This window comes from uncultured Anaerococcus sp. (genome assembly GCF_937934665.1).
In the GTDB taxonomy this organism is placed as follows: domain Bacteria; phylum Bacillota; class Clostridia; order Tissierellales; family Peptoniphilaceae; genus Anaerococcus.
Genome location: NZ_CALGYW010000112.1, coordinates 1 through 26,483 on the forward strand (window position 1 = coordinate 1; position 26,483 = coordinate 26,483).

Genomic DNA, 26,483 nt, shown 5'->3' on the forward strand with positions numbered 1-26,483 from the left:
TTTAAATCTTTGTTAATTAATTCAAGGATAAATTATTTTACTAAGTTTTATATGTTATTTAATAGTAAGTTTTGTATTAAAAAAAGGGGCTGTTGCAAATTGTGAATAATTATCGTCCTATCATCATAGGGGTTTCTCTAAAAGTTTGCCTCTTTCGGCCGGGGGGCCACTTTTAGCCCGCGGGCTCGAGGAGGCGAAATTTCACGAGAAAAAAGCCCGTCGGCTCATTGAGACCCTATGATGATATTGGGACGATTTATTAATTCTGCAACAAGCTCTTTTTTTATTGTCCTATTATTGAAATAACCGATGAGATTGGATATTGAGAATTTATCCTTTGGTTATATTCTATATACCTATTTGGTTTTTGGGCCCTGGCTGTGTTTAGGGAAACAATAAGTCCCGAATGCTCTAGCAAGAAAAGGCTTGGTGGAAATTCGTAAATCCTATCCTTATTTGTAGGATTAGGGTCAAGGGCATTTTTAACTACATAGGCATTTGAACTTTCTTTTAAAATTGAAGCTAGGTTTATAGCTTCATTTGCAGTTTCTGAGTTTGTCAAGATATAGATATTTCTTGAAGCAAAGGTAGGATCTTTTTTAATTTCTAAAGAAACTTGGTCGTAATACATATAGGAATTTATATTGAAATTATCAACCGTATCCTTATACTTGCTCGAATTGTTTTTGACAAAGGCTGTCTTATAGGCTGAATCTTCCCTGGATTTTATATCTTTTAGGGTGTTTTCTATTAGGCTACCCCTATAAAATATCATGTCTTCCTTAGTGTAATCTTGGTGGATAAAGTACTTGGCAAATTCATTTACAAAAAGATAGTTAAGCGAGCTATTATTTGATAGGTCAATTATCATAGTTTGAATACCTGGGGCAGATGTTACTGCCTTCATTATCTCATCTATTAGTTTATCAAGACCGCCTAGCCTAAAACTAGGTAGGGATATCCTGAGTACATAATTATTTTCTATGCCAACTGATGGTTCTAAAGTATTTTTATCGCTAATTATTCTCTTGTAACGGTTTACTACTTGAGCATTTCCCAAAATATCATACATGGAAGCTTCTTCTTTATTTTTATAATAATTAAATAAATCTGTGTAGCTTTCCTTATCTAATATCTTTGTAGCTGAATCATTTAATAGGCTTAAGTATTCTCCTAAGATAAGGAAGAAATCTTGGTCAGTCTTTGATTTTGTGATTTTTTTCTTATATTCATCGCTTTTTTTAGTAAATTCTTCAAAAGATTCAGCATTTGCCTTATCAACGGCAAAGTTTTTACAGATAGTATCGTAAAGGATATCAAAGTCAGCATTTTTTTCAGCACTGGTTAGGCTTCTACCCTCGGTAGAGGAGATGAAGGCTGTTTTAGATAAATCTTCTAAGACCTCATCCCTAAAGGCTGGGTAACCATCCTTGCCATAGGTGTGAAATTTTTTATAGAGAAAAAAGCTTGGTATGAGAATTATTACTAGAGCAAGGACTCCTAGGCCTATTCTACGCCTCTTATAAAGTCTTTCTTTTTCTCTTTGGGCTCTTTTTCTTCTAGCAAGTTCTCTAGAAGTGAGCTTAGAACTATCTTTTACTATCCTTATCTGACTTTTTCTTTGTCTTTTATTTTTATTTCTAGTATTCCTTCTAAGATTACTTCTCTTTCTTCTTGTCATAGGTCTCCCTGTTATTTTTTTCAAAGATTATAGCAAAATCGCTACCTTCTCCTAGCTTTGACTTTACCTTAATCTTTCCAGATAGGGCTTCTACGAAATTTTTTGTTATAGAAAGACCTAGACCAACACCATTTTCCTTGGTATTTCTAGAGTCTTCAACCCTATAAAACCTTTCAAATATTATTTGTATGTCACCATCTTTTATACCAATACCGGTATCAATTACATTTATAATTATTTCCTTATCAGTCTCCCTAAGGTAGATATCAATATTACCATCACTACCAATAGCCTTTATAGCATTTGATACAAGATTTTGGATAATCTGGCTTAACTTATCCCTATCTGTATAAAATATTACATCCTTATCAAGGTGGGTTAGGATACTTATATTGTTAAGCCTAGCCTTGGCTAGAAAAGACCCTGCTATATTTTCTATTAGCTTAGTTAGATCTACATCTGACTTAGAAAGGATAGCATAAGATACATTTTCATCAAAGGTGTTTTTTAGTCCCACTACTAAGCCTTCAAGCCTAATAATTTCCTTGGATAAGATATTTAAGGTAGCAGGATCTGCTTCTACTACACCATCTTTCATAGCTTCTATATAAAGCTTTAGGTTGGTTAAGGGAGTCCTAAGCTCGTGAGAAATATCCTGGGCGTATTGCTTCCTGATTGATTCTTGTTGCTTTAGGTTTTTAGATAGGTAATTTATATTATCTCTTAGGCTTTCAATCTCTTGAATATCGGTATCTTCGACAATGGTATCGTAATTACCCTCTTTGATAGCAACTGTTGATTGATCTATAGAGATAATGGGTTTTGATATATTAGTAGAAAGAATAATAGCAATTACAAGTCCTATAGCAAGGGAGATTGTAATAGCATAGATAACAGCCTGGGTAAAGTTGTTTTTCATTTCATTTACACCAGTAAGGTCCCTATTATAATAAATTTCAATCTTACCTGCCTTGGAATTATTATTCTCATCTATAAAACTATATTCCTTGGTCAAAATTTTGGACTTATCAGACTTGTCGCGCCCTTCTAATTCTTTAAGTAAATTATTATCTGCATCGTAATATTTTAGGTCGACTTTTTGGTCTTTTACCATATTGGTTAGGTAGGCCCACATAGACTCACCACTTATATCTGAATCATTATTAAGTCTTGTGAATTGTTCTACTACTTCCTTGGGCCTTTTATCGTCAATGGCCTTAAAAAGATCGTTGTAGTTAATAGTGACAAGGAGGGTAATAAGGATTGAAAAAACTAAGATACAGGAAAGAATCCCTGCTATAAAGTTTTTTATTATCTTATTCTTGAGGGTAGTCATCTATACCGCCAGACTTATAACCCATACCGTATATGGTCTTTATATATTGAGGTTTTTTTGGATTATCCTCGATTTTTTGTCTGATATTTTTGATATGGGTATCTATGGCCCTATCATATGAATCATAGTCATAGCCAAAGGTTTGCTCTATAATTTCATCCCTGGTATAGATTTTATTAGGATTTGAAAAAAGGGTTTTTAGGATGGAAAATTCATTTTTTGTTAGGTAAATTTCTGAACCGTCCTTAAAAATCCTGTTATATTCAAGGTCCATCTCTAGCCTGCCATCTAGGGTTTTTACTAGGTCAGCCCTTGGGATATTGTATTTTTCTATTCTCCTAAGGATGGCCTTTATTCTTTCTAGAAGTTCTCTCGCTGAAAAAGGCTTGGTTATATAGTCATCAGCTCCAAGGCGTAAACCTTGTACCTTATCATTTTCTTCAACCTTGGCAGATAGCATTATTACTGGTATTTCTGACCTATTTCTAATTTCCTTAATTACATCTTCACCAAGTATTTTTGGTAGCATTAGATCTAGGATAACTAGGTCAATACTTTCTTCAATAAACATCTTTAATCCTTCCTCACCATCAAAGGCCTGGTAGACTTCATAGCCTTCTTTTACAAGGTAGGATTTTACTATATTATTTATACTTTCTTCGTCTTCTATTATTAAAATTTTAATATTCTTCATAGTTCACCTTCCACATTTATTATACCTTATACCCTATAATTTTCGCCTTAAATTTATCCCTATGTTTAAAATAAGAAAAATGGGGAATATATATAATGTGAGAAAAATATTCACATAAGGAGGAAATTTTGGGAAATTTAGGATTTTTATGGACATTAATTATAGGTGCTGTAGCAGGACTTATAGCAAGTAAAATAATGAAAAGAGATGCCGAAATGGGTGGTATTGCAAATATATTTACTGGTATTCTTGGTGGTTATCTAGGTAACTGGTTACTTGGAAACTACATGGGAGGCAAGTTCTCTCAATTAATATCAGCAGTTATAGGTGCAGTAATTTTATTATTTATCCTAGGATTAATTCAAAACCGTAAAAAATAATAATTTAGGCCGGGCTTGAGCCTGGCTTTTACTTTGCAAATTTTACTATAAATTATTTAACCATAAAAAAGGGGACTGCACTTGCAGTCCTCTTTTTATGGTTCAGGATTTTCTGGATTATCTTCGGGCGCTTCTTCCTTATTTTCACCTTCTTTTTTATCTTCCTTATCCTCGCCATCTTCTTTTTCGTCTTCATCATCTTCATCTTCGTCATCAGGATCTTCTTGGTAGCCTAGGTTTGAGTAGGCTTTTGGTACCCTTTGTCCCCAGTCTTTTGGATAGATGTTATTAAATTTGCTTGGGTCGTAGTTACTTCTTGGATTTATAAAGGACCTACTTGTAATAAAACCTTGAGGGGTGATGTTACTTACGAGTAGGTTATTTCTAGAATCTACACTTACCCATTCGTGGACATCATCTTCTTCTGTAGGTTTATTTTTTTCTCCAAATATTTCTGTTATTACTGTTCCTCTAGGATCGGCAAAGGAAGCATCTGTAGGAAGCTTACCACTCATGGTATCTACTTGCATGGATACAATTGTCTTTGGTACATCAAACTGAGTTGCTTCATAGCCTTCAAGGATTTTATTGTTTATAACATTCCACATAAGGGCTGCTCTATTAGCAGAAGTACCTGTTAGAGATATATTTTGGTTGTCACATCCCATCCAAATACCCACTGTGTAATAAGGGGTATAACCCATACACCAAAAGTCATTATAGTCATCTGTGGTACCTGTCTTTGTAGCAAACTCTATACCGTTGAGGTAGATATTGCCATAAGATTTACCGGCATCTTCTAGGGCTGATGTTATTTGATAAGCAGTGTCAGGACTTGTTACCTCATGACTTATCTTATCCTTATCTTCAAAGAGGATCTTACCTGTTGAATCAACAATTTTAGAAAATGTTAATGGCTCAAGGTATTTACCACCATTTGCAAGGGCAGCATAGGCGCCTGTCATATCTAGGGCTGTTAGGCCGTTTGTCATAGCACCAAGGCCCATGGCTGCTAGGTTTTCATCGTTGGTTTCTCTATTTTCATCACTTGTTATAAAGTTATCCTTGCCATCTTCTTTGATTATGCCAAAGTTTTTAAGATACTCTAAAGATGTGTCTATACCAACCTTATCTAGGGTTGATACAGCTGTTGTATTTATAGATAGTTTTAGAGCTTCTCTAAGAGGTTTAACTCCCATATAGTAGCCGTAGACGTTGTTTGGCCAAGGTTTATTATCTTCATCAATCATAAATGGCACATCGTCAAGGCCTGTTGCTAGGTTAAATCCATTATCAAGGGCTGGGGTGTAGGTTGCGATTGGTTTAATTGATGAACCTGGTTGACGGGGAACAGCTGATGCCCTGTCTAAGATTCTTTGACCTTTTTGATCACGGCCTCCCATTAGTGCCTTGATATGGCCTGTTTTATGGTCTATTATTACTGTCGATGATTGTGGTTGGATGACTCCTTCTAAGTCCATATCGTAAAAGTCCTTATTTACAGAAAATGTTCCGTCTTCATAGGCTTTAAAAATGTCCTTATTTTTATCTAAGTATTTTTTACTTATTACTATGTTTTCATCCTTATCTAAATATATATTTTTATTTGATGAAAAATCTATAAGGCCAACCTTGTGGGTTCTTAGGTTGCGGTTTTCTTCATCTAAGGAGTAGTAGCTTCTAAACACAAGTTTGGTTTGGTCTAGATAGGCCTTATTTGTAGTTAGGATAATATTTCCCTTATTATCCTTGTGGGCTTCCTCAGCTGACAATCTTATATCGTTGTTTTCATTTAAGAAATTTCCCTTGGCGTAGTAAAGAAGTCTTCCACTAGAATTTATAATATTACCCCAATTGTCATATTTCATATTTAGTAGGGGAGGAACGTCCCATCCAGATGTATCTCCCATGAGGTGGGCAGAAAAGTTTGCATAGATATCTTCTAGGTTTCTTTGCATTTCTTGGTCAAGGGTGGTTGTTATCTTTAATCCTCCGTAGTAGAGCCTATCCCAGGCCTGGTTTTCACTCATGTCTTCTTTTTCCATGAGTTTAGCTACGACCTGTTTTTCTAATAGCGAATTAAAATAGGATGTAATTTCTGTATTGGCTCTTTGAGCAGGAGCTATTGATTTTGCTATATCAAAGCTTTTAGCTTCCTTTAGCTCACTCTCATCTATATAGCCAAGTTCATACATCTTATCTAGGACATAATTTTCACGCTTCAAAGGAGCTTCGTTAAAAACTGCAGAATACTTTGTTCCATCTATGGTAAATTCTCCTAAGACCCTCTCGTCTGTCACTTCACTTGTCTTAATTGATTTATATAGTGAGTACTCAGATGGGGACTGAACTAGGCCTGCTAGGGCTGCACACTGGGCTAGGTTTAGCTCTTTCACGTCTTTGTTAAAATAAGTGTTGGCAGCTGCCTGGACCCCGTAGGAGTTTTGGCCCATAAAGACCCTGTTAAGGTAGGCACCTAGGATTTCTTCTTTTGATAAATGATCTTCGATCTCAAGGGCTAGGTAAATCTCCTTTATTTTTCTTTGGTAGGTTTGATCATTGGTAAGGTAGGTGTTTCTAGCTAACTGTTGGGTAATTGTAGATCCACCACGAACTATGCCACCTGCTTTAATGTTTTCTAGCATAGAGCCAAATATAGACATAATATCTATACCATCATGGTCCTCAAATCTCTCGTCTTCTACAGCCACAAAGGCATTTTTCAAATTATCTGGTATGTCATCATAGGATACAATTTCTCTGTATTGGCTAGTTGCTATTAGGTCAACTTCATTTCCATCTTCATCTACGACTGTCGAGTTTTGACTCATTTCGTATTTTATAGCATCAGCGTCTATCTCTGGTGCAGTCTTCATAACTTCAAGGATGGCTCCTCCAGTTATGCCTGCAAAAACTATCATAATAGACCCTAAAAGCAGTATCACAATCAGTAGGATCTTTATTATAATAGCGGCTATTTTTTTACTCATGTGGCCTCCATTTATTTTAATTTTTTTTACTTACCTCTATTTTATCATTTTTTGCGGGTAACTTCCATCCTTTATTAAATTTTAGATAAAAGTATAATAAAACGGAAAGGATTTTTATGCAAGAAGTAATACAAGTCAACGTTCTAGATAAGGATGATGATGAAGAAATAAAAATATATGAATTAGAATCTCTGATAAACACCGCAGGTGGAAGATCAGTTGCCTTTGTAAGCCAGGTAGTAAGCAAGGTCAATCCTAGGTTTTATATAGGTAAGGGCAAGCTTGAAGAAATTAGGGATTTAGCAAATAAACTAGAAGTTAAAACCATAATCTTTGATGTGGAACTATCAGCCAGTCAATTATATAACCTAGAAGAAGAGCTTAAGCTAAAGGTTGTTGACTGGACCTCTTTAATTTTAGATATCTTTGCCCAAAGGGCCCACACCAAGGAAGCAAGGCTTAAGATAAAACTTGCCCAACTTAAATACCAACTACCAAGGATTAACAAGTGGTTTGCTTATTTGTCGCGTCAGGCTGGTGGCATAGGGACCAGAGGCCCAGGTGAGACCATGCTTGAAACCGATAGGAGGGCTATAGAAAGAGATATCAGATCCCTAGAAAAGGCTCTAAAGGATATAGAAAAAACCAAACGTCTAAATCGTAAATCTAGGGATAATATTTATAATATTTCCCTGGTTGGCTATACCAATGCTGGTAAGTCTACGATATTAAATGGGATGATGAAGATATTTGGGTCGGAAAAATATGTTTATTCCGATGACCTTCTTTTTGCAACCCTAGATACATCTACAAGACGCCTTGATTTTTCAAATACCAAGGTTACCCTAACAGATACAGTAGGTTTTATTGACAACCTATCCAAGGAATTAAATGATTCCTTCCTAACAACCTTAGAAGAAATTAAGTTTTCTGATATGCTCTTGGTGGTAATTGATGCAAGTAATAATATAGACGGGCAAATTGCTACTATAGATAAGTCTCTAGGAGACTTGGAGATGGATGAAAAAGAGATAATCTACGTCTTCAATAAGATGGATAAGGTAAGTGACCCTACGGCAACTTCTCTTTATAAGAGAGAATATGAAAGAATATTTATATCTGCTAGGGATGATAGGGACCTTGAAAAGCTTAAGGAAGAGATTGTAAAGGTCATCAAGGAAGACTATAGGCAAGTAACCATGCACATATCTTTTGAAAAAGGAGCCATCCTTGATTACTTTATGACAAATTATGATATCTTAAATACTGATTATGATAATAAAGGTACAATAATTGAACTTAAAATAAGTAAGGGAGACTATGGAAAATATGAATCCTATATCAAATAATGACTATAAGACTATAAAGGGGTATCACGAATCTCAGTTTGAAGTAGATAAGTCAGTCTTTATTACAAGTGCTAAGCATGTTGAAAGCAAGGAAGAAGCCCTTGCCTTTATAGAAGAAATCAGAGAAAAATACAAGGATGCAACCCATAACTGCACTGCCTATATCATAAATGAAAGACCTGAGATAAAAAGATATAACGATGATGGAGAACCCCAAGGTTCTGCAGGTCTTCCCATGTTATCAGTTCTTGAAAAAGAGGAAGTAAGAAATGTAGCAGTAGTTGTAACAAGGTATTTTGGAGGTAAACTTCTCGGTAAGGGAGGACTTATCCGTGCCTATACCAAGGGAGTAGCTGATACTGTTGGACCAAATGCCCTTTACAAGAGAGACTATTTGAGAGTAGAATTAATTTTGTCATATAACATTCTAGGTCAAATTGAAAACTATTTGAATGAAAAAAAGTTTCAAGTTATAGATAAGTCCTACACGGATGATGTAAAAATCGAGCTTTATGTAAGAAGTGATAGGTACGAAAAATTTTATGAAGAACTTATAAATATGACAAGTGCCAATATTAAAATAGAAAAAATTGAAGAGCTAATGCTCTATGAAGTAAGGAGTTAGAAATGTCAGGACATAATAAGTGGAGTACAATTAAAAACAAAAAAGGTAAGGAAGATGCTAAAAGAGGTAAGATTTTTACCAAGCATGCTAGAAACATCACTGTAGCTGCAAGAGAAGGCGGTCTTGATCCTGAATACAATGCCAGCCTTAAAACTGCTATAGAGATGGCCAAGGCAGATAATATGCCAAATGATAATATAGATAGGGCCATAAAAAAAGCAAGTGGAGAAGCAGGTGGTGATAATTATGAAAGGGTAATCTACGAAGGCTACGGTCCAGGGGGAGTTGCCTTTATAGTTGACTGTCTAACTGATAATAAAAATAGGACTGCACCTGATGTTAGACATATCTTCGATAAGTTTGGTGGAAATCTCGGTACAGATGGATCTGTAATGTTTCTTTTTGAAAGAAAGGGAGAAATCATAGTAAACGGAGAAGGCAAAGACCTTGACGACTTTATGATGGATGCCCTTGAAGCAGATGCAAGCGATGTTAAAGATCTTGAAGAAGGTTATTACGAAGTTTTAACAGAAGTAAATGACTTTAATAGTGCCCTCGATAAGCTAAGAGAGATGGGTTATAAAATTGAAAGAGCTAATATTTCTTATATAGCAAATGATATAGAAGTAGATAGCACCCACAATGAAAACCTCTTTAAATTAGTAGATGCCCTTGAAGATAACGATGATGTTCAAGAAGTCTACAACAATTGGGATATTCCAAGCGAGGACTAAGATGGAATTTAATATAGATAGGGTTGCCTTTTCTATTTTTGGACTAGATGTCTACTGGTACGGGATAATAATAGTTGCAGGGATCCTTATTTCAGTAATTTTTGCAAGACGTGAATTTGAAAGAAGGGGATATAAGGGTGATATAATAGATGACATCCTCTTTGCCATCCTTCCTATTGGGGTAATCGGAGCAAGGATATGGTATGTAATCTTTGAGTGGGACTACTACGGTGCCCATCCAAATGAAATTATCGATATAAGGGGAGGAGGTCTTGCCATCCAAGGCGGGATTATCTTTGGTCTAATTGCCCTATACTTTTTTAGTAAAAGACGAGATATACCAATGATTGATCTAACAGATATACTTGCCCCATCCCTTGTTTTTGCTCAAGCTGTTGGACGTTGGGGAAACTTTGCCAACGCTGAAGCTCATGGCTATCCTACAGACCTACCTTGGGGGATAATCATAGACGGAGTTAAAGTTCATCCAACATTTTTTTATGAATCTCTTGGAAACTTCTTGATATTTTTATTCCTCATAAACTATAGGAAGAAAAATCCAGCCAAGGGTTTTATATCAGGAATTTATTTCCTAGCCTACGGTATAGTGAGGTTTTTCGTAGAGGGGCTTAGGACTGATTCACTTTATGTATTTGGCCTAAGAACTGCCCAATTAGTTTCTATAGTCTTTATGATAGTGGGAATTGCTCTTTTAATCTATGCAAAAAAAGAAAACCTCCCACCACATTTTCATAAGGAAAAGAAAGGCAAAAAAGAAGAAAGAATCATTAAATTTAAATAAACATCAAAGGTTGACCGATTTTTAGAATCGGTCTTTTTGTTTGCTTTTTTGTGGTAAATAGGATAAAATAAAGATAAAGTGGAAGAGTGTGGTAAAAGGTGGTAAATGATGTTTCTAGGTGAATATGTTCATAAGCTTGATAGCAAAAATAGAATAATGATGCCTAGTGACTTTAGATGTGACCTTGATGGTAAGATTTATCTAACCAAGGGACCAGAAAAGTCCCTGATAGTTTATACAGAAGAGGAATTTCAAAAAAAATCAGCCGCCCTTGACCAACTAGTTTATGAAAATAAGAAAAACCGTGCCATTAAAAGGCTATTTTTCTCATCCACTGTCAAAATCAACCTTGATAAGCAAGGAAGGATTTTGATCAACAAATCTTTGAAGGACTATGCTGAAATCTCAGATGAGGCTATGATAATTGGAAACAACACAACCATAGAAATATGGGATAAGACAATCTGGGAAGAATATATAAATGAAGTAGAGGTGAATTTATCCGATATTATGGATGAATAAGATGAAATTTGAACATACGCCAGTTCTCTATAGAGAATGTATAGAAAATTTAAATATTAAGCCTGATGGAATTTATGCGGACTTAACCCTGGGTAAGGGAGGTCATTCTAAATTAATTTTAGAAAAGCTTTCTGATAAGGGCTTATTAATAGGCATAGACCAAGATAAAGCTGCCATTAAAGCTGCAAGCGAAAACCTAAAGGCCTATGACAACAAGGTGTTTTTTAATACCAACTTTGAAAACATAGGCAAGGTCTTAACTGAGGCAGGTTTTGATAAAATAGATGGTGCTCTAATGGATATTGGCGTTAGCTCCTATCAGATAGACAATCCCGAACGTGGATTTTCTTATATGCATGATGGACCTCTTGATATGAGGATGAATAGGCAAAGTGAGTTAACAGCAGAAAAAATTGTCAATGAATACTCCGAGGATGAGCTTACTAGAATATTTTTTGACTATGGTGAAGAGAGATTTTCAAAAGCCATAGCGAGAAATATAGTGAAAGCTCGTGCAAATGAAAGAATTAATACCACTTTCAAACTCCGAAATATTGTTATGAAATCTGCGAGATTTTCAGAAGCTCATCCTGAAAAGAGAGTATTTCAAGCCCTTCGTATAGAGGTAAATAGGGAGCTTGACGTCCTAAGTAGGGCCATCGATACGATAATAGATTTTATCGACAAGGATGGAAGACTAGCGGTAATTACCTTCCATTCTCTAGAAGATAGGATAGTTAAAAATAAATTTAAAGACTTGGCGACAGGATGTATATGCCCGCCAGAGCTTCCGGTTTGTGTCTGTAACCACGAGGCTAAGGTAAAGATTATTACCAAAAAGCCTATTACAGCAAAGGCCGATGAACTAAAAGAAAACTCCAGGTCAAAGCCTGCGAAATTAAGAGTATGTCAAAGGATATGATATGGCTGAGCGTTTTGAAGAAGTATTAGTAAAAAATAATAATAGAAATCGTGTAAGACTGAAGGTAAAAGAAAAACCAAGAGTCAGTAGGTCATACCAAATAGATAAGCTTAGAAAAAGGGACAGGAAGGTAAAATATGCTATTTCTTTTTTATGCTTCGCCATGATTTCAACTATGGCAATCTACCTCCTTGTCAAAAAAATAAACTTGTCAAATGATAAATTTGAGTATAATAGACTACAGGCAGAAATTGTAAGCTATGAACTAACCAGAGATAGGCTAAAAAATAATCTTGATGAGGCAATAGACTTAAACAGGATACAAAGATACGCCATCGAAGAGATGGGCATGGTTTATAAAAATGATGATAATAATTAACTGCCGTTAGGAAATAAAATGGACAATATTTATATTATAACTTTAATTGGTATTTTTTTGAGCATGGGACTTGGCAAAGTCATAATTCCCATCCTCAAAAGAAAGAAAATCGGACAAAATATAAGAACAGTAGGGCCACAAAGTCATATGGCCAAGGAAGGCACACCAACCATGGGTGGGATAATCTTTATCCTAGTTGCCCTAGTGATGAGTATAATAATCCTACCTAAAAATTTAGAAACTTTAATTCTAATTCTTTCCATGTTAGGTTTTGGAGCAATAGGTTTTATTGATGACTTTAGAAAACTAGTACTCCACCAGTCAGAGGGGCTAAATCCTAAGCAAAAATTGGTTTTACAGTTTGCCTTAGCTGGATTAATCACAATCCTAGCTTTTATTAATGACAAAGAATCTATAACTAAACTACTAATACCTTTCACATCCTATTACCTACCAGTATCAATGCTTGGCATCCCCCTTATGATTTTTATAATAGTGGGTACGACAAATGCTACAAACCTTACTGATGGGTTAGATGGACTTTTGGTAAGTGTATCTATACCAGTATTTGTAACACTTGCTATAATAGCGAAAACAGGTACAAACAAAGTATTTTCTATAATCATGCTTGGAGCAATCCTAGGATTTTTAATTTATAACTCAAACCCAGCCAGTGTTTTTATGGGAGATACAGGATCAATGGCCATAGGAGGAGCTATAGTAGCCCTTGCCATTAATCTAAAAATCCCTATCTACCTGGTGATAATTGGTGGAGTATACATGATGGAGACCTTATCTGTTATTATCCAGGTAACATCTTACAGGCATAGAAATAAGAAAAGAGTATTTCTTATGACACCTATCCACCATCACTATGAATTAAAGGGTTATAAGGAACAAAAAATTGTAACAGGATTTATGGTTGTATCAACAATCCTATGTCTAATAAGTTTGGTGGCAATACTATGAAAAAAGTTTTAGTTTATGGACTCGGTGTAACAGGGATATCCTCAGTCAAGGCTTTAGATAAGCTAGGATATGAAGTTTATACCTATGATAAAAATAAAGAAAATATAAAAGAACTTCAGGGCTATAACTATAGCCCTATTTCTGATTTAAATTTTGGTAAATACGACTTTGTTTTAAAGTCGCCAGGAATAAAGCCAAGTGATGAGGTCGTTAAAATCTTAGAAAAAGATAACGAAATAGTTTCAGATATAGAAGTAAGTCAAAGACTTTTTCCTCACAAGGAAAAAATTGCAATAACAGGTACAAATGGTAAGACTTCAACAACATCAATGGTAGCCCATATTTTAAATGAGTGCGGAAAATCTGCTTTTGCAGTAGGTAATATCGGAGAAGGAATCTTGTGGCAGATGTATGGTAAAAAAGGAGTTTTTGTAGAAGAACTTTCTTCTTTTCAACTCCATGATACCTCTACTTACAAGCCTCATATAGGTGCGATTTTAAATATAAAGGAAGATCACATCGATTGGCATGGGACTTTTGATGATTATATAGAAAGTAAGTTAAAGCTTGCAGCAAAGCAAGATGAAAGAGACTATCTAGTTATTAACCACGAAGATGAGATAATCAAGAAGCATTTGGGAGATTTTAAGGCTCAAGTTTATGAATTTTCAAGTGAGAATATTGTAGATAGGGGGCTTTTCCTAGATGGGGATAAAATTTTCTTGAGAAATGGCACTTGTAATATAACTGAAATTCTTGATGTCAGGGACCTAGCGATAATAGGACGCCATAATTACGAAAATGTAATGGCAGCTGTTTTGCTTACTTATTTATATGGCCTAGATTTGCCTGATATAGTAAAGGCTATAAAAACATTTAAGTCAATTTCTCACAGGTTAGAGTATGTTAGAAGTCTTTCTGGTATTGATTTTTACAATGATTCTAAGGGAACCAATGTCGATAGCTCGATAAAAGCGATTGAAAGTTTTGACAGACCTATAGTAATAATAGCAGGTGGCTACGATAAGCATATAGACTATACAGATTTTATAAAGGCCTTTAAGAAAAATGGAAAGACCATGGTTCTTATGGGAGAAACTAAGGATAAGCTTAAAGACTTGTGCGAGAAATATAAAATCAACTATATATGTGTTAATGATATGAAAGAAGCCATAGATAAGGCCTACAAGGAAGGCCGAGATGGGGATGTGGTTTTACTTTCTCCTGCCAGCGCTTCTTGGGATATGTATAAGTCCTATGAGGTAAGGGGAGATGAGTTTAAGACCCTAGTAAATAGATTGGAAGAAAAATGAGAGTGATACTATCAGGTGGCGGCACGGGTGGTCATATTTATCCTGCCATAGCCATTGGTCAAAAAATCAAAGAAGAAAACCCAACTAGTGAAATAATTTATGTAGGAATTAAGGGTGGTCCTGAAGAGGCTATAGCCAAGAAAAATGGCTATGATTTTTACCCAATAGATGCCATGGGCCTACCTAGAAGGATAAATAAAAGACTTTTCAAGGCCCTTTTTAGAAATCTAAAGGGCTTTAAGGAAGCAAAGCAGATTATAAAAGATTTCAAGCCAGACCTTGTAATTGGAACAGGTGGCTATGTATGCGCGCCTACTTTATATCAGGCTAGTAAGAAAAAAATACCAGCCATAGTCCATGAGTCAAACTCTTATCCAGGTATGGCCTCTAAGTTTTTATCTAAAAAAGTAGATAGGGTTTTAATTTCCTATAAGGAAGCAAAAAAGCATTTTAAATACCAGGATAATATAGTTGTTACAGGTAATCCTGTAAGAAATAACTTTGACCTATCTTTTACCGATAGTGACTTAAGAGATCTTGGCATTGATAAAAATATTCCAGTGGTATTTTCCTTTGGTGGATCAAATGGGTCCTTTGCCTTAAATAAGGCTGTAATAGAAATAAGTAAGGACTTAGAAGGAGAGTTTTACCTTCTCCATCAAACAGGGGTGAGGTATTATGAAGATTTTTGTAAGAGGGCCAAGGACACAAAATATCTTAAGGCCTTTAAATATATAGATAATATAGATTTATTTTATGGGGTGGCAGATCTTGTGATTGCATCAAGTGGGGCAATGAGCCTTGCTGAGATTTCGTCTGTGTGTAAGCCTTCAATCCTAATACCAAAAGCCTATACCACAGAAAATCACCAAGAGTATAACGCCCGAACCTATGTAGAAAATGATGCTAGTCTTATGATTTTAGAGAAAGATTTGACTGGCCCTTTCCTAAAAGAAGAGATTATGAGTATAATAAAGGATAAGGAAAAAATCAAAAAGATGGGGGAAAATGCTCAAAAACTTGCTGATAAAGACGCCTTGGATAAAATTTATGAGCAAATAAAAGAGCTAATATAAATGACAAATAAAAACGATGACAGGTTAATAAAAAAAGGATCTAGGGTATTTAGCAAAAAACATATAGCCAAAAAACATAGCAAGGAAGAAGTAAAAAGCAAAAAGCCTTTTATCTTTTTCCTAGTCTTGGCTTTTGTATTAGGAATTTCTTATAACCTTTATACCCATCCCTATATGAAAATCCAGGATATATACATAAATGGAAATAGGGTGACAGAGGATACAGAAATAATAAAAAAACTTAAGTCACCTTTGGGAAAAAACATTTTATTATATAATCCAACCAAGTACGAAAGTGATATTGAGAACTTGGAGTATGTAAAAAGTGCCAAGGTAAGAAAGGTATTTCCAAAGATTTTATCAATTAAGATAGAAGAAGATTTTCCTATGTTTGAGGTAGAAAAATACGGCAAAAAGTTTTTGATTACCAACGATGGCCTTATTACAGATAAAAAGAGCTATAGTGAAGATGCAAAATTTATTGAAATTAAGCTAAAGGGTCTTGAAACGACTATCGGAGAAAGTTTTACTTCATCAAAAGCTAGTCAAGATTTTCTAAAAGAGCTGCAAGCTTCTTCTCTAATAGGCAGTGTCAGCCAATTAAATTTGGAAAATAAACTTGATATTGGTATAATGATACAAGATATTGAGGTTAAATTTGGTGATTTAAATAATATTTCTTATAGAATTAAATTGCTAGAAAAGATCTTACAAGACATAAATAACAAGGGACTAGAAGCAGTGAGTATCAACTTAAACAATGGAGATAATCCTCTTGTGGTTGTAAAGTAGAAGTCTTTTAGTGATAATCTTAATAAGTAGAATGAACAATGGGGGATTTTATGGCAAATATTAACATTGATATGGACAACAATTCTTTAGCTAAGATAAAAGTTATAGGTGTTGGTGGTGGTGGAAATAACGCTATCAGCAGGATGAGAGACAATGGACTATCAGGAGTAGAGTTTTTAGCACTTAATACAGACTTGCAAACTCTTCAAGAATCAAATGCAGATGTTAGACTTCAAATCGGTGAAAAACTAACAAGAGGTCTAGGAGCTGGTGCAAATCCAAGTGTTGGAGAAAAAGCAGCTGAAGAATCTAAGGGTGAAATTGAAGAAGCAATAAAGGGTGCAGACATGGTCTTTATCACAGCTGGTATGGGCGGTGGTACAGGTACAGGAGCTGCTCCAGTTGTAGCCCAAGTTGCTAAGGAAATGGACATCCTAACTGTAGGTGTAGTTACTAAACCATTTACCTTTGAAGGTAGAAAGAGAGCTACCCAAGCAGAAGGTGGTATCGAAAAACTTAAGGAAAATGTAGATACACTTATTACTATTCCAAATGATAGACTACTACAAATTGTTGAAAAAAGAACATCAATGGTAGAAGCCTTCCAAATGGCTGACCAAGTTTTAATGGATGCAGTAAGTGGTATTTCAGAACTAATAGCAGTACCAAACGTAATTAACCTTGACTTTGCTGACGTTGAGTCAATCATGAGCGATCAAGGTATTGCCCACATGGGTATTGGTAGGGCAAGCGGTGAAAATAGAGCTGTTGATGCTGCCAAAGCTGCAGTAAATTCTCCACTTCTTGAAACAAGCATCGAGGGAGCAAATGCTGTTTTACTTAACGTAACAGCAGCAGAAGTAGGCTTAATGGAAGCAAACGAAGCAGCAGAATTAATTAGAGAAGCTATAGATTCTGATGCAAATATCATCTTTGGTGTTGGCCAAGACGAATCACTAGGAGATGATATTAAGATAACAGTTATAGCTACAGGTTTTGATACCAATGCTAAATCTCGTAGAGCTGATAGAAATTCTGCTAAGTCAGAAGAGCTAAGAGCTCCACAAAGAAATACCCAAGCTAACAAACAAACAAGAAGATCATCAAATCCATTTGATGACATTGATCTTCCAGATTTCTTAAAATAATATGAGATGTCCCTATTGCAATTCAAACAATACTAGGGTAGTTGATTCAAGGTCTACTGATGATGACAGGGCCATCCGCAGGAGAAGACTCTGTGAAGATTGTGATAAAAGATTTTCTACCTATGAAAGGTATGAAGATTCTACGGTCATGATAGTAAAAAAAGATAATACCAGGGAGGCATTTGACCCAAGAAAGGTCATCTCAGGTATAGTAAAATCCTGTCAAAAACGTCCGGTATCTATGGATGAGATAGAAAAAGTAGCAAAAAATATCGAAACTAAGGTTAACCACACTGGTAAAAAAGAAGTGACTTCAACATATATAGGTGAGCTTGTCATGGATGAGCTAAAAGAACTTGACTCCGTTGCCTATGTCAGATTTGCTTCTGTTTATAGGGAATTTAAGGATTTGGAGTCCTTTTATGAAGAGATTGTAAATTTAAAAGATGATGGAGCTTGCACAAAGTGTGAATAATTATCGTCCCCTAATCATAGGCTAGTAAGGAAGTTATCTTCTAAAGGCCGGAAAGGCTACTTAAGCCGCCGGCCCTTAGAAGATGACATTCTTCTAGGAATCTTTGATTGGTAGGGACGATTTGTTCATACTACGGCAGCTTCTTTTTTTAAGGGAGTTTTATGGATTTATTTGAGTTAAATAGAAAAATTGAAATGGAAAAATCTCGCCCCCTAGCTGATAGGCTTAGACCAAAGACTCTTGATGTCTACATAGGCCAAGACCACCTCGTTGGAGAGGGTAAGATTATAAGAAGGATGATCAAGGCCGATAGGATTTATTCGATGATTTTTTATGGGCCACCAGGAGTGGGAAAGACCACCCTTGCTAAGATTATCTCAAATTCTACTCATATGGCCTTTGAAGAAGTATCTGCAGTTGCAAGTGGTATAGCTGACTTAAGGGAAAAAATCCAGATTGCCAAGGATAACTTGTCATACGAGAATAAAAAAACAATTTTATTTGTAGATGAGATCCACAGGTTTAATAAAAGTCAGCAAGACTACCTCCTACCCTTTGTAGAGGCTGGCACCATTACCCTCATAGGAGCAACTACAGAAAATCCCTACTTTGAGGTAAATAAGGCCCTAATTTCAAGGATGTATGTTTTTGAATTAAAGGAACTTACAGATAAAAACCTAAGTGACCTTATTGACCTTGCCCTAAATACAGATGAGGTTTTAACAAGTAAAAATATCATCTTAGATAAAAAAGCCAGGGATAAATTAATAAAATATTCAAATGGAGATTCTAGAGCGCTTTTAAATGCCTTAGAAATTGCTATATTTTCAGAAAATGAAAAAGATGGTAGAATAGAAATAGACTCTGAAACTATAGAGAATTCTACAACAAAAAAGATTGCTGTCTACGATAAAAATGGTGATAGGCACTACGATACTATTTCAGCCTTTATAAAAAGCATGAGGGGATCAGATATAGATGCGGCACTTTTTTATCTGGCTAAGATGTTAAACTCAGGTGAAGACATTAAATTTATAGCAAGAAGGATGATTATTTTTGCGGCAGAGGATATATCAAATGCAGATCCCTATGCCCTAGTTTTAGCAAATTCAACCTTTGAGGCTGTAAATAAGATAGGTATGCCTGAAGCAAGGATAATACTAGCTCAGACTGTAACCTACCTAGCAGCAGCCGTAAAGAGCAATTCTACTTATTTAGCTATAGATAAAGCACTTGATTTTGTAAAAAATAACCAAGACAAAATAGTACCAAATAAATTAAAAGATAGCCACTATGCGGGTAGTAAAAATCTTATCAAGGAAGAATACTTATATCCCCACGACCATGGTGGCTACGTAAATACATCTTACCTGCCAGATGATTTTGTTGGTGAAAAATTTTATCAAGCAAAATATCTTGGCTATGAAAAAGAAATGATTGAAAGATTAGAAAAAATAAAGGAAGGCAAAAATGAAGATTAGAAAATTAATTAATGAAGCAGAAAGCTTTGTTGACAAAGAAATTGAAATCGAAGGTTGGATAAGAAACTCAAGATTTAGTAAAAACGTTGGGTTCATTGACCTAAACGATGGTTCTACCTTTAAGAACCTTCAAGTTGTAGTTGGAAAAGATATGGAAAACTACGAAGAGCTTGATAAACAACACCTATCAGCTTCTTTAGAGGTTCATGGTAAGTTTGTTAAAACAGGCAATAACAAAAACCCTTATGAAATTCAAGCAAGCAAGGTTACAGTTTTAGGTGAATCATCAGAAAAATTCCCAATCCAAAAACAAAGACAAACCTTTGAATTTATGAGAACTATCCCACATCTAAGATCAAGGACAAACACCTACAGGGCAGTATTTAGACTTCGTTCAATACTAGCCTATGCTCTTCATAAGTTCTTCCAAGAAAGAGACTTTGTCTATGTAAACCCACCAATAATCACAGCAAGCGATGCTGAAGGTGCAGGAGAGATGTTTAACGTAACAACAATTGACCCAAATGATCCACCAAAGGGAGTTGATGGCAAGGTTGATTATAGCAAAGATTTCTTTAACAAAAAATCTTACATGACCGTATCTGGTCAATTAGAGGCAGAAGATTATGCTCTTTCCTTTGGTAATGTTTATACATTTGGGCCTACTTTCAGGGCAGAAGTTTCAAACACACCAAGACACGCTGCAGAATTCTGGATGCTAGAGCCTGAAATGGCCTTTGCAGACTACAATGTATGTATGGATACAGCTGAAGATATGATAAAATACGCCATTGACTATATCTTAGAAAATGCCAAAGATGAAATGGAATTTTTCAACAAATGGATAGACAAGGGCTTAATAGAAAGATTAACAAAACTACGCGATTCTGAATTTGCAAGAATTACCTATACAAAGGCAATTGAACTTCTTAAGGAATCTGGCGAGAAATTTGAATTCCCAGTTGAGTGGGGCATGGACCTACAAACTGAACACGAAAGATACCTATCAGAAAAAATCGTTGATGGACCAGTATTTGTAACAGACTATCCAAAGGATATCAAGGCCTTCTATATGAAGAGAAATGACGATGGCAAGACTGTTGCAGCCTTTGATATGCTAGTACCAGGAGTAGGCGAACTAATCGGTGGCTCACAAAGGGAAGAAAGATATGATGAGCTTGTAAAATCCATGGAAGACAATGGCCTAAACCCAGAAGAATACCAAAACTATCTTGATCTTAGAAGATTTGGTACAGTTGTTCATTCAGGATTCGGTCTAGGATTTGAAAGAGCTATGATGTATGTAACAGGCATGAAAAACATCAGAGACGTAATAGCTTATCCAAGATATGTAAATGCCTTTGCCAACCAAAACTAGGAGGAAAGATGAAGGAATATAATCCAAATGCTATTGAGAAAAAATGGCAAAAAATCTGGAAAGACGAAAAAACTTTTAAATCAGAAATAGATTCTAATAAGAAAAAGTTCTACCCACTTGTAGAATTTCCTTACCCATCAGGTCAAGGCCTTCACGTTGGCCACCCTCGTCCATATACAGCCATAGACGTTGTAGCTCGTAAGAGAAGGTTTGAAGGCGAAAATGTAATGTATACCATGGGTTGGGATGCCTTTGGTCTTCCAGCAGAAAACTACGCTATAGAAAATAAAATTCATCCAGCAATCATTACAGAAAAAAACATAGACCATTTTAGGGGACAAATGGAGTCTATCGGTTTCTCCTTTGATTGGGATAGGGAAATAAATACAACTGATCCTGACTATTATAAGTGGACTCAGTGGATTTTCTTACAAATGTATAAAAAAGGTCTTGCCTATAAGGCTGAAACATCAGTAAACTGGTGTCCATCTTGTCTTGTTGGTCTTGCTAACGAAGAGGTAGTAGATGGCAAGTGTGAAAGATGCGGATCTGATGTAGAACATAAGCTTAAAAACCAATGGATGCTAAAGATAACTGCCTACGCAGATAGGCTAATTGACGATTTAGACGAGGTTGATTTTGAAAATAGAATAAAAACTAGCCAAATTAATTGGATAGGTAGAAGCCACGGTGCTGATGTTAATTTCAAAATCAAAGATAAGGAAGAAGAGCTAACGGTTTATACTACAAGGCCTGACACCATCTTTGGTGTATCCTATATGGTTGTTTCTCCAGAACACCCAATTTTAGAAAAATACAAAGACGAAATAAAAAATTATGAAGACATTGTAGACTATAAGCACCAAGCAAGTCTAAAATCTGACTTTGAAAGATCAGAATTAAATAAGGATAAAACTGGTGTCATGATAGATGGTCTTTCAGCGATTAACCCACTGAATGAAAAAGAAATTCCAATTTGGGTTTCTGACTATGTTTTAATGGGCTATGGTACTGGAGCTATAATGGCAGTACCAGCTCACGACGAACGTGACTTTGAATTTGCTAAGAAATTTGAAATGCCAATCATACCTGTTTATGACTCAGAAGAAGACCTTCCTGTAACAGATATAGAAAAAGGAACTTCTATTAATTCAGACTTCCTAAACGGTCTAAGTGCAAGCGATGCTAAGAAAAAGGCCATCGAATATATAGAAGAAAATAATTTAGGTGAAGCCAAGATAAATTATAAGCTACGTGACTGGGTATTTTCTAGACAAAGATACTGGGGAGAGCCAATCCCAATGGTATACTGCGAAGATTGTGGATGGGTACCAGTAGATGAAAAAGACCTACCAGTAAAATTACCTGAAATTGAGTCTTACACACCGACAGCCACAGGTGAATCTCCACTAGCAAAGATTGACGAATTTGTAAATACAACTTGCCCACACTGCGGCAAGCCTGCTAAAAGAGAAACAGATACCATGCCACAATGGGCAGGATCTTCTTGGTACTACCTAAGATATGCAGATCCTCATAATAGTGAAGCTCTTGCAAGCAAGGAAGCCCTAGACTACTTTACACCTGTTGATTGGTATAACGGGGGAATGGAACATACTACTCTCCACCTACTTTATTCAAGATTTTGGCATAAGGTTTTATATGATATTGGAGTAGTTCCAACCAAAGAACCATACATGAAAAGAACAAGCCACGGCATGATCTTAGGACCAGATGGGCAAAAGATGAGCAAATCTCGTGGTAATGTCATAAATCCAGATGATATAATAAGGGACTTTGGTGCTGACACCCTAAGAACCTACGAAATGTTTATGGGGGACTTCTCATCAGTTGCCAAGTGGTCAGATGAGGGGGTTAAGGGTTGTAGAAAATATCTTGAAAGAGTTTATAACCTCTTAGACCTTGTAGAAGACGGGGATTTTTATTCTAAAGAACTAGAAATCCTAACCAACCAAACCATCAAAAAGGTAAGCGAAGATTATGAAAATCTTAAGTTTAATACTGCTATTGCTCAGCTAATGACCCTTTCAAATGAGATGAGATCACTTGGAAAAATCACAAGTAAAGATTTTAAAACCTATATCACTTTATTAAACCCGGTTGCTCCTCACCTTACAGAAGAGCTTTGGGAAATGGCAGGTTTTGAAGGAAGGCTTAACGAAACAATCTGGCCAAGCTTTGATGAAAATAAGCTAAGCCTTGATACAGTAGAGCTTCCTGTCCAAGTAAATGGCAAGATGCGTGGCAAGATCAAGATATCAAAAACTGCATCTAAAGAAGAAGCCTTAGACCTTGCAAACGAAGATAAGAACGTAAAAACCTATATAGAAGGCAAAGACTTTAGAAAAGTCATCTATGTGCCAGGTAAAATCTTAAATATAGTTGTGTAAAAATAAAAATCCATTGACCAAGAGGTCTTTGGATTTTTTTATAAATATCTCTTTACTAAATCTTAATAATGTTATGGTATGATAAGAATGAAATTGACAGGGAAATATGATAGTTGTATGATACTACTACACACATCATACAAGGTGGTCTTTTATGAAAAAATTAGTAAAAAGTCAAATTTTTAATATTATAGGAGGCATTCTCCTAATCCTTGGTATTTTTTTAGGATATATTGGCTATAAAAGAGGATACTTTAATTCTCTAGATAACTTTAGAGAACTAATCCTTGCCAAGGGAGCCTGGGGACCCATAGTATTTATGGGATTACAAATTGTCCAAATTGTAGTACCAGTTATACCTGGAGGACTAACCTGTGTAGCAGGTGTGGTTATTTTTGGAGCTTTTTGGGGCTTTATCTATAATTATATATCGATTTGCCTAGGTTCCATCCTTGTATTTTTTATTTCAAGGACCTTTGGCAGGTCGATTGTAATAAAGATATTCGGAAAAGATCTCTATGATAAGTATAGGGGCAAACTAAATGAGGATAGGTATGATAAATTCTTTGCCCTAGCAATATTTTTACCGGTTGCACCTGACGATTTTCTTTGTTATCTAACAGGTCTTACAGAAATGTCCGTAAAAAAGTTTATAACAATCATCCTCTTATGTAAACCCCTAAGTATCTTTGCTTATTCTATGGCTTGGGCACTAGGTTTAGACTTTTTAATTAATAAGTACTTATAGGAGTAGCAATGAATTTTGATGATTTCATAATATTTTTATTTCCAGCCTACTTTGTTTTTGTTGGTTTTATTTCAAATATGATAAAAAATAAACCGATTGACAAAAAATATGGATATAGGACAGAACTTTCAACAAAGTCTAAGCAAAATTGGTATTTTGCAAATAACTTCATGGCAAGGGGTGCCTTTACTCTTGCACTTGTCTTTATAATAATAGGCCTAATTTTAAACAATTTTATAGAGATGACAAGAATTAGAAGATTTCTATTTATCCTAATAGAATTTATGTCCTATGTAATTTTAGGAATAACCCTTGAAAATAGGCTTAAGACAGCCCACAAAAAATAGGAGAAATATATGTTAAGAACCCTAGGTCTTATTTTATTAACGGTAGGAAATTTATTAATGATACCAGGAACTTTTAAAAAATATAAGAAAACTAGAGATAGGCTAGACTTGTTAGAACTAGTAGGCCTAATAATTATGGTTCCATCTATTCTTATTCTAGTAATTGGTCAATTTATATGATAAAAGCTCTCAAGCTTGGAAATACCAAGTTTGAGAGCTTTTTATGAGAGTAATATTCCCAAACTTTTTCTTTCTTATCTACATAATTTTTAAGATAAGTATATAAAAAGTAAAAGGCAATGGCTATATGACCGATACCAGCTATACCTGATATAGCAGCACTTAGAGATGCACTATCTAAATCATAGATTTGGTAGAAAGTTCTGGCAATTATTGTGCCAATAACTAAGATTAGTGAAAAATTATAGGTATTGAAAAATCTTTTTTCTTTTTTATCTTCTTTTAAATTAAAACTTTTTGCAAAATACTAAGAATCAAAAACAAAGTAAATCCTAAAACAAGGGTATGGGTGTGAGCCACTCTAAGGCTAGTAAGGCCTGTAAATCCTATTATTCTTGTGTATTCTCTGTAAAACCCCTTAAAAATAAGCCGAAGATTAAATAAATAAATGATATTTTAAAATATTTTTTTGTCATTATAAACACCTACTGAACATTGTTCATAAACTTTCTTTACAAAGCCCGCTTTTTAAGACGGGTTAGTAGATGAGTTTTTTTATAATTTTAAGAATTAAGTCTTCGTTATGATTATTTTCTGCTATAAAACTGTGGATTGCCTTAAGGATAAATTCAAGCAAATCATCCTTGGTAAATTCATCATCAAAGACATCCTTTCTGATATTTGGATCCCTTTCTAGGATTTCCATAAGGTTTTCACTTACTTTTTCGATGTAATTTGTCATGGAATCCTTGGCCCTGCTAATATTTTGAGCCTTAAAACTTAGGGAGTGGATATTAAAAAAATTAGGGTATTTTTCTATACCAAGGCTTAGATTTTTAAAAATATTAGATAAATAATCTATAAAATTATTTGTATCAAGCCTAGCTTGGTCTAAAGATAAAATATCTTCCCATACACTTTCTATTGTGCTTATCATAAGGTCGTCCTTAGATGAGAAATAGTTGTAGATAGTACCTATTGCCACATTAGAATTATTGGCAAGCTTTCTTATACTAAGTGCCTTAAGTCCATCTTTTGCCACGAGTTTTCTAGACTCATCAAGGATTATGTCTCTTGTTATAATCATAAACGACTCCTAATGAACGTTGTTCATTTATATTATAATTTCAAATCATCATCTGTCAAGATTTTTATTTTTTCTTAATTTATCGTAGTATTCTTTTCTCTTTGGATTTTCTTTAAACCAGCCTTTTAGAACTCTTTCTTCTTGCTCTATAACTTCGCCAATTGACCAAAAACAGCAACAAGCGATAACTCCTGCAAAGATACTTGGTATAAGTGATTTTATATATAGAGAAAGAGCCACAAAAATTATCCCAAATATAATAAAATACTTGTTAGCCTTCCTGCCCAAATAATATTCTCCTTTAATAACTAGGGGGTGAAAAATTCCTATAAGAAAAAATGTAACTAGGCCAATAATAATTCCTTCCATATCTCCTCCTAGTATAATTATCATATAGAATTGGATTCTGGTCAAATATTTAGGAAAGTAGATAAATAAAGGATGTAAAAGCATTTTTACATAGAAAAATACGGGTGTAAAGTGATATAGATAGACTAAATAAGAATAATCTTTTAATATAAACTTAGGAGGTAAGAATGAAAATCGGAGATAAATTAAAAAAGGCAAGGATGGATAAAAAATTGACCCAGGAAGAGGTTGCAGAAAAAATATTTGTCTCTAGGCAATCAATATCAAACTGGGAAAATAATAAAACTTATCCAGA

The 26,483-nt window shown here is 35.0% G+C and carries 27 protein-coding genes and 1 pseudogene; 21 read left to right on the top strand and 7 right to left on the bottom strand.

Going from position 1 to position 26,483, the window contains the following annotated elements:
• Nucleotides 1-283 precede the first annotated feature (283 nt).
• From Q0410_RS05965 to Q0410_RS05975, 3 genes are read right to left on the bottom strand one after another with little or no spacing between them, the layout of a single operon-like run.
• On the bottom strand, nt 284-1,681 hold the full coding sequence (locus Q0410_RS05965) for a peptidase S41 (protein WP_299034282.1): 1,398 nt from the start codon (nt 1,679-1,681) through the stop codon (nt 284-286).
• Nucleotides 1,659-3,017, bottom strand: coding sequence for a cell wall metabolism sensor histidine kinase WalK (locus tag Q0410_RS05970; protein ID WP_299034284.1), 1,359 nt, complete (start codon nt 3,015-3,017; stop codon nt 1,659-1,661). Before Q0410_RS05970 ends, Q0410_RS05965 begins: the two co-directional genes overlap by 23 nt.
• Entirely contained in the window at nt 2,998-3,711 is a 714-nt protein-coding gene (locus tag Q0410_RS05975) for a response regulator transcription factor (RefSeq protein WP_299034286.1), read from the bottom strand. The genes Q0410_RS05970 and Q0410_RS05975 overlap by 20 nt, the downstream gene beginning before the upstream one ends.
• Before the next feature lie 128 nt (nt 3,712-3,839).
• Here Q0410_RS05975 and Q0410_RS05980 point away from each other — a divergent pair, with 128 nt between their 5' ends.
• On the top strand, nt 3,840-4,091 hold the full coding sequence (locus tag Q0410_RS05980; RefSeq protein ID WP_299034288.1) for a GlsB/YeaQ/YmgE family stress response membrane protein: 252 nt from the start codon (nt 3,840-3,842) through the stop codon (nt 4,089-4,091).
• Nucleotides 4,092-4,186: 95 nt separating this feature from the next.
• Here Q0410_RS05980 and Q0410_RS05985 read toward each other — a convergent pair whose 3' ends face one another.
• The gene (locus tag Q0410_RS05985; protein WP_299034290.1) at nt 4,187-7,081 is read right to left on the bottom strand and encodes a transglycosylase domain-containing protein; all 2,895 of its coding nucleotides are present in this window, start codon (nt 7,079-7,081) and stop codon (nt 4,187-4,189) included.
• A 116-nt stretch (nt 7,082-7,197) separates the two neighbouring features.
• On the opposite strand from Q0410_RS05985, the gene hflX reads away from it, so the two are divergent.
• From hflX to Q0410_RS06080, 19 genes are all read left to right on the top strand, one after another.
• Nucleotides 7,198-8,430, top strand: coding sequence for a GTPase HflX (gene hflX / locus Q0410_RS05990; protein ID WP_299034292.1), 1,233 nt, complete (start codon nt 7,198-7,200; stop codon nt 8,428-8,430).
• On the top strand, nt 8,411-9,055 hold the full coding sequence (locus Q0410_RS05995) for a YigZ family protein (RefSeq protein ID WP_299034337.1): 645 nt from the start codon (nt 8,411-8,413) through the stop codon (nt 9,053-9,055). The genes hflX and Q0410_RS05995 overlap by 20 nt, the downstream gene beginning before the upstream one ends.
• Nucleotides 9,056-9,057: 2 nt before the next feature.
• A complete protein-coding gene (locus Q0410_RS06000) occupies nt 9,058-9,789 on the top strand; it encodes a YebC/PmpR family DNA-binding transcriptional regulator (protein ID WP_299034294.1) in 732 nt (243 codons plus the stop codon).
• Nucleotide 9,790: 1 nt separating this feature from the next.
• Complete coding sequence (gene lgt, locus Q0410_RS06005; RefSeq protein ID WP_299034296.1) at nt 9,791-10,591, top strand: prolipoprotein diacylglyceryl transferase; 801 nt, start codon at nt 9,791-9,793, stop codon at nt 10,589-10,591.
• 108 nt (nt 10,592-10,699) lie between these two features.
• Nucleotides 10,700-11,113 carry a division/cell wall cluster transcriptional repressor MraZ gene (mraZ, locus tag Q0410_RS06010; protein WP_299034298.1) on the top strand — a complete coding sequence of 138 codons (414 nt, stop codon included), beginning with the start codon at nt 10,700-10,702 and terminating at the stop codon, nt 11,111-11,113.
• A 1-nt stretch (nt 11,114) separates the two neighbouring features.
• Nucleotides 11,115-12,035: a 16S rRNA (cytosine(1402)-N(4))-methyltransferase RsmH gene (rsmH, locus tag Q0410_RS06015; RefSeq protein WP_299034299.1), complete on the top strand. Its 921-nt coding sequence runs from the start codon at nt 11,115-11,117 to the stop codon at nt 12,033-12,035.
• A 1-nt stretch (nt 12,036) separates the two neighbouring features.
• On the top strand, nt 12,037-12,414 hold the full coding sequence (locus tag Q0410_RS06020; protein ID WP_299034301.1) for a hypothetical protein: 378 nt from the start codon (nt 12,037-12,039) through the stop codon (nt 12,412-12,414).
• Between the two features lie 18 nt (nt 12,415-12,432).
• Nucleotides 12,433-13,383 (top strand): phospho-N-acetylmuramoyl-pentapeptide-transferase, encoded by a 951-nt coding sequence (mraY, locus tag Q0410_RS06025; protein ID WP_299034303.1) that lies wholly within the window; start codon nt 12,433-12,435, stop codon nt 13,381-13,383.
• Complete coding sequence (gene murD, locus Q0410_RS06030; RefSeq protein ID WP_299034305.1) at nt 13,380-14,696, top strand: UDP-N-acetylmuramoyl-L-alanine--D-glutamate ligase; 1,317 nt, start codon at nt 13,380-13,382, stop codon at nt 14,694-14,696. The genes mraY and murD overlap by 4 nt, the downstream gene beginning before the upstream one ends.
• Nucleotides 14,693-15,772, top strand: a complete 1,080-nt coding sequence (gene murG, locus Q0410_RS06035) for an undecaprenyldiphospho-muramoylpentapeptide beta-N-acetylglucosaminyltransferase (protein ID WP_299034307.1) — start codon at nt 14,693-14,695, stop codon at nt 15,770-15,772. The genes murD and murG overlap by 4 nt, the downstream gene beginning before the upstream one ends.
• Nucleotides 15,773-16,564, top strand: coding sequence for a cell division protein FtsQ/DivIB (locus Q0410_RS06040; protein ID WP_299034310.1), 792 nt, complete (start codon nt 15,773-15,775; stop codon nt 16,562-16,564). It begins immediately after the preceding gene.
• A 50-nt stretch (nt 16,565-16,614) separates the two neighbouring features.
• The gene (gene ftsZ / locus Q0410_RS06045) at nt 16,615-17,712 is read left to right on the top strand and encodes a cell division protein FtsZ (protein WP_299034312.1); all 1,098 of its coding nucleotides are present in this window, start codon (nt 16,615-16,617) and stop codon (nt 17,710-17,712) included.
• 1 nt (nt 17,713) lies between these two features.
• The gene (gene nrdR / locus Q0410_RS06050) at nt 17,714-18,187 is read left to right on the top strand and encodes a transcriptional regulator NrdR (protein WP_299034314.1); all 474 of its coding nucleotides are present in this window, start codon (nt 17,714-17,716) and stop codon (nt 18,185-18,187) included.
• Nucleotides 18,188-18,348: 161 nt separating this feature from the next.
• Complete coding sequence (locus Q0410_RS06055; protein ID WP_299034316.1) at nt 18,349-19,668, top strand: replication-associated recombination protein A; 1,320 nt, start codon at nt 18,349-18,351, stop codon at nt 19,666-19,668.
• On the top strand, nt 19,658-21,046 hold the full coding sequence (asnS, locus tag Q0410_RS06060; protein ID WP_299034319.1) for an asparagine--tRNA ligase: 1,389 nt from the start codon (nt 19,658-19,660) through the stop codon (nt 21,044-21,046). Before Q0410_RS06055 ends, asnS begins: the two co-directional genes overlap by 11 nt.
• Before the next feature lie 8 nt (nt 21,047-21,054).
• Nucleotides 21,055-23,457, top strand: coding sequence for a leucine--tRNA ligase (leuS, locus tag Q0410_RS06065; RefSeq protein WP_299034322.1), 2,403 nt, complete (start codon nt 21,055-21,057; stop codon nt 23,455-23,457).
• A 154-nt stretch (nt 23,458-23,611) separates the two neighbouring features.
• Nucleotides 23,612-24,205, top strand: coding sequence for a TVP38/TMEM64 family protein (locus Q0410_RS06070; RefSeq protein WP_299034325.1), 594 nt, complete (start codon nt 23,612-23,614; stop codon nt 24,203-24,205).
• 8 nt (nt 24,206-24,213) lie between these two features.
• Nucleotides 24,214-24,552 (top strand): SdpI family protein, encoded by a 339-nt coding sequence (locus tag Q0410_RS06075; protein WP_299034327.1) that lies wholly within the window; start codon nt 24,214-24,216, stop codon nt 24,550-24,552.
• 9 nt (nt 24,553-24,561) lie between these two features.
• Nucleotides 24,562-24,732: a hypothetical protein gene (locus Q0410_RS06080; protein ID WP_299034329.1), complete on the top strand. Its 171-nt coding sequence runs from the start codon at nt 24,562-24,564 to the stop codon at nt 24,730-24,732.
• Here Q0410_RS06080 and Q0410_RS08520 read toward each other — a convergent pair.
• From Q0410_RS08520 to Q0410_RS06090, 3 genes and pseudogenes are all read right to left on the bottom strand, one after another.
• Nucleotides 24,725-25,185, bottom strand: a pseudogene (locus Q0410_RS08520) (DUF2871 family protein). The gene Q0410_RS06080 and the pseudogene Q0410_RS08520 overlap by 8 nt on opposite strands.
• A gap of 85 nt (nt 25,186-25,270) precedes the next feature.
• Nucleotides 25,271-25,819: a TetR/AcrR family transcriptional regulator gene (locus Q0410_RS06085; RefSeq protein WP_299034331.1), complete on the bottom strand. Its 549-nt coding sequence runs from the start codon at nt 25,817-25,819 to the stop codon at nt 25,271-25,273.
• Nucleotides 25,820-25,867: 48 nt separating this feature from the next.
• On the bottom strand, nt 25,868-26,188 hold the full coding sequence (locus tag Q0410_RS06090) for a DUF4491 family protein (RefSeq protein ID WP_299034334.1): 321 nt from the start codon (nt 26,186-26,188) through the stop codon (nt 25,868-25,870).
• 167 nt (nt 26,189-26,355) lie between these two features.
• Here Q0410_RS06090 and Q0410_RS06095 point away from each other — a divergent pair.
• Nucleotides 26,356-26,483 (top strand): helix-turn-helix domain-containing protein (locus Q0410_RS06095; protein WP_299034340.1); only part of this gene is annotated, 128 nt, incomplete at its 3' end.

What these genes read in the sequence shown, in the direction of transcription:
- Q0410_RS06070 (WP_299034325.1), top strand. Translation starts at nt 23,612, where the DNA reads ATGAAAAAATTAGTAAAAAGTCAAATTTTTAATATTATAGGAGGCATT.
- Q0410_RS06090 (WP_299034334.1), bottom strand. Translation starts at nt 26,188, where the DNA reads ATGGAAGGAATTATTATTGGCCTAGTTACATTTTTTCTTATAGGAATT.
- Q0410_RS06000 (WP_299034294.1), top strand. Translation starts at nt 9,058, where the DNA reads ATGTCAGGACATAATAAGTGGAGTACAATTAAAAACAAAAAAGGTAAG.
- nrdR (WP_299034314.1), top strand. Translation starts at nt 17,714, where the DNA reads ATGAGATGTCCCTATTGCAATTCAAACAATACTAGGGTAGTTGATTCA.
- rsmH (WP_299034299.1), top strand. Translation starts at nt 11,115, where the DNA reads ATGAAATTTGAACATACGCCAGTTCTCTATAGAGAATGTATAGAAAAT.
- Q0410_RS05970 (WP_299034284.1), bottom strand. Translation starts at nt 3,017, where the DNA reads ATGACTACCCTCAAGAATAAGATAATAAAAAACTTTATAGCAGGGATT.
- Q0410_RS05995 (WP_299034337.1), top strand. Translation starts at nt 8,411, where the DNA reads ATGAATCCTATATCAAATAATGACTATAAGACTATAAAGGGGTATCAC.
- Q0410_RS05975 (WP_299034286.1), bottom strand. Translation starts at nt 3,711, where the DNA reads ATGAAGAATATTAAAATTTTAATAATAGAAGACGAAGAAAGTATAAAT.
- Q0410_RS06040 (WP_299034310.1), top strand. Translation starts at nt 15,773, where the DNA reads ATGACAAATAAAAACGATGACAGGTTAATAAAAAAAGGATCTAGGGTA.
- leuS (WP_299034322.1), top strand. Translation starts at nt 21,055, where the DNA reads ATGAAGGAATATAATCCAAATGCTATTGAGAAAAAATGGCAAAAAATC.
- Q0410_RS06080 (WP_299034329.1), top strand. Translation starts at nt 24,562, where the DNA reads ATGTTAAGAACCCTAGGTCTTATTTTATTAACGGTAGGAAATTTATTA.
- Q0410_RS05985 (WP_299034290.1), bottom strand. Translation starts at nt 7,081, where the DNA reads ATGAGTAAAAAAATAGCCGCTATTATAATAAAGATCCTACTGATTGTG.
- Q0410_RS06020 (WP_299034301.1), top strand. Translation starts at nt 12,037, where the DNA reads ATGGCTGAGCGTTTTGAAGAAGTATTAGTAAAAAATAATAATAGAAAT.
- Q0410_RS06055 (WP_299034316.1), top strand. Translation starts at nt 18,349, where the DNA reads ATGGATTTATTTGAGTTAAATAGAAAAATTGAAATGGAAAAATCTCGC.
- hflX (WP_299034292.1), top strand. Translation starts at nt 7,198, where the DNA reads ATGCAAGAAGTAATACAAGTCAACGTTCTAGATAAGGATGATGATGAA.
- mraZ (WP_299034298.1), top strand. Translation starts at nt 10,700, where the DNA reads ATGTTTCTAGGTGAATATGTTCATAAGCTTGATAGCAAAAATAGAATA.
- Q0410_RS06075 (WP_299034327.1), top strand. Translation starts at nt 24,214, where the DNA reads ATGAATTTTGATGATTTCATAATATTTTTATTTCCAGCCTACTTTGTT.
- murG (WP_299034307.1), top strand. Translation starts at nt 14,693, where the DNA reads ATGAGAGTGATACTATCAGGTGGCGGCACGGGTGGTCATATTTATCCT.
- mraY (WP_299034303.1), top strand. Translation starts at nt 12,433, where the DNA reads ATGGACAATATTTATATTATAACTTTAATTGGTATTTTTTTGAGCATG.
- Q0410_RS05965 (WP_299034282.1), bottom strand. Translation starts at nt 1,681, where the DNA reads ATGACAAGAAGAAAGAGAAGTAATCTTAGAAGGAATACTAGAAATAAA.
- ftsZ (WP_299034312.1), top strand. Translation starts at nt 16,615, where the DNA reads ATGGCAAATATTAACATTGATATGGACAACAATTCTTTAGCTAAGATA.
- murD (WP_299034305.1), top strand. Translation starts at nt 13,380, where the DNA reads ATGAAAAAAGTTTTAGTTTATGGACTCGGTGTAACAGGGATATCCTCA.
- lgt (WP_299034296.1), top strand. Translation starts at nt 9,791, where the DNA reads ATGGAATTTAATATAGATAGGGTTGCCTTTTCTATTTTTGGACTAGAT.
- asnS (WP_299034319.1), top strand. Translation starts at nt 19,658, where the DNA reads ATGAAGATTAGAAAATTAATTAATGAAGCAGAAAGCTTTGTTGACAAA.
- Q0410_RS06085 (WP_299034331.1), bottom strand. Translation starts at nt 25,819, where the DNA reads ATGATTATAACAAGAGACATAATCCTTGATGAGTCTAGAAAACTCGTG.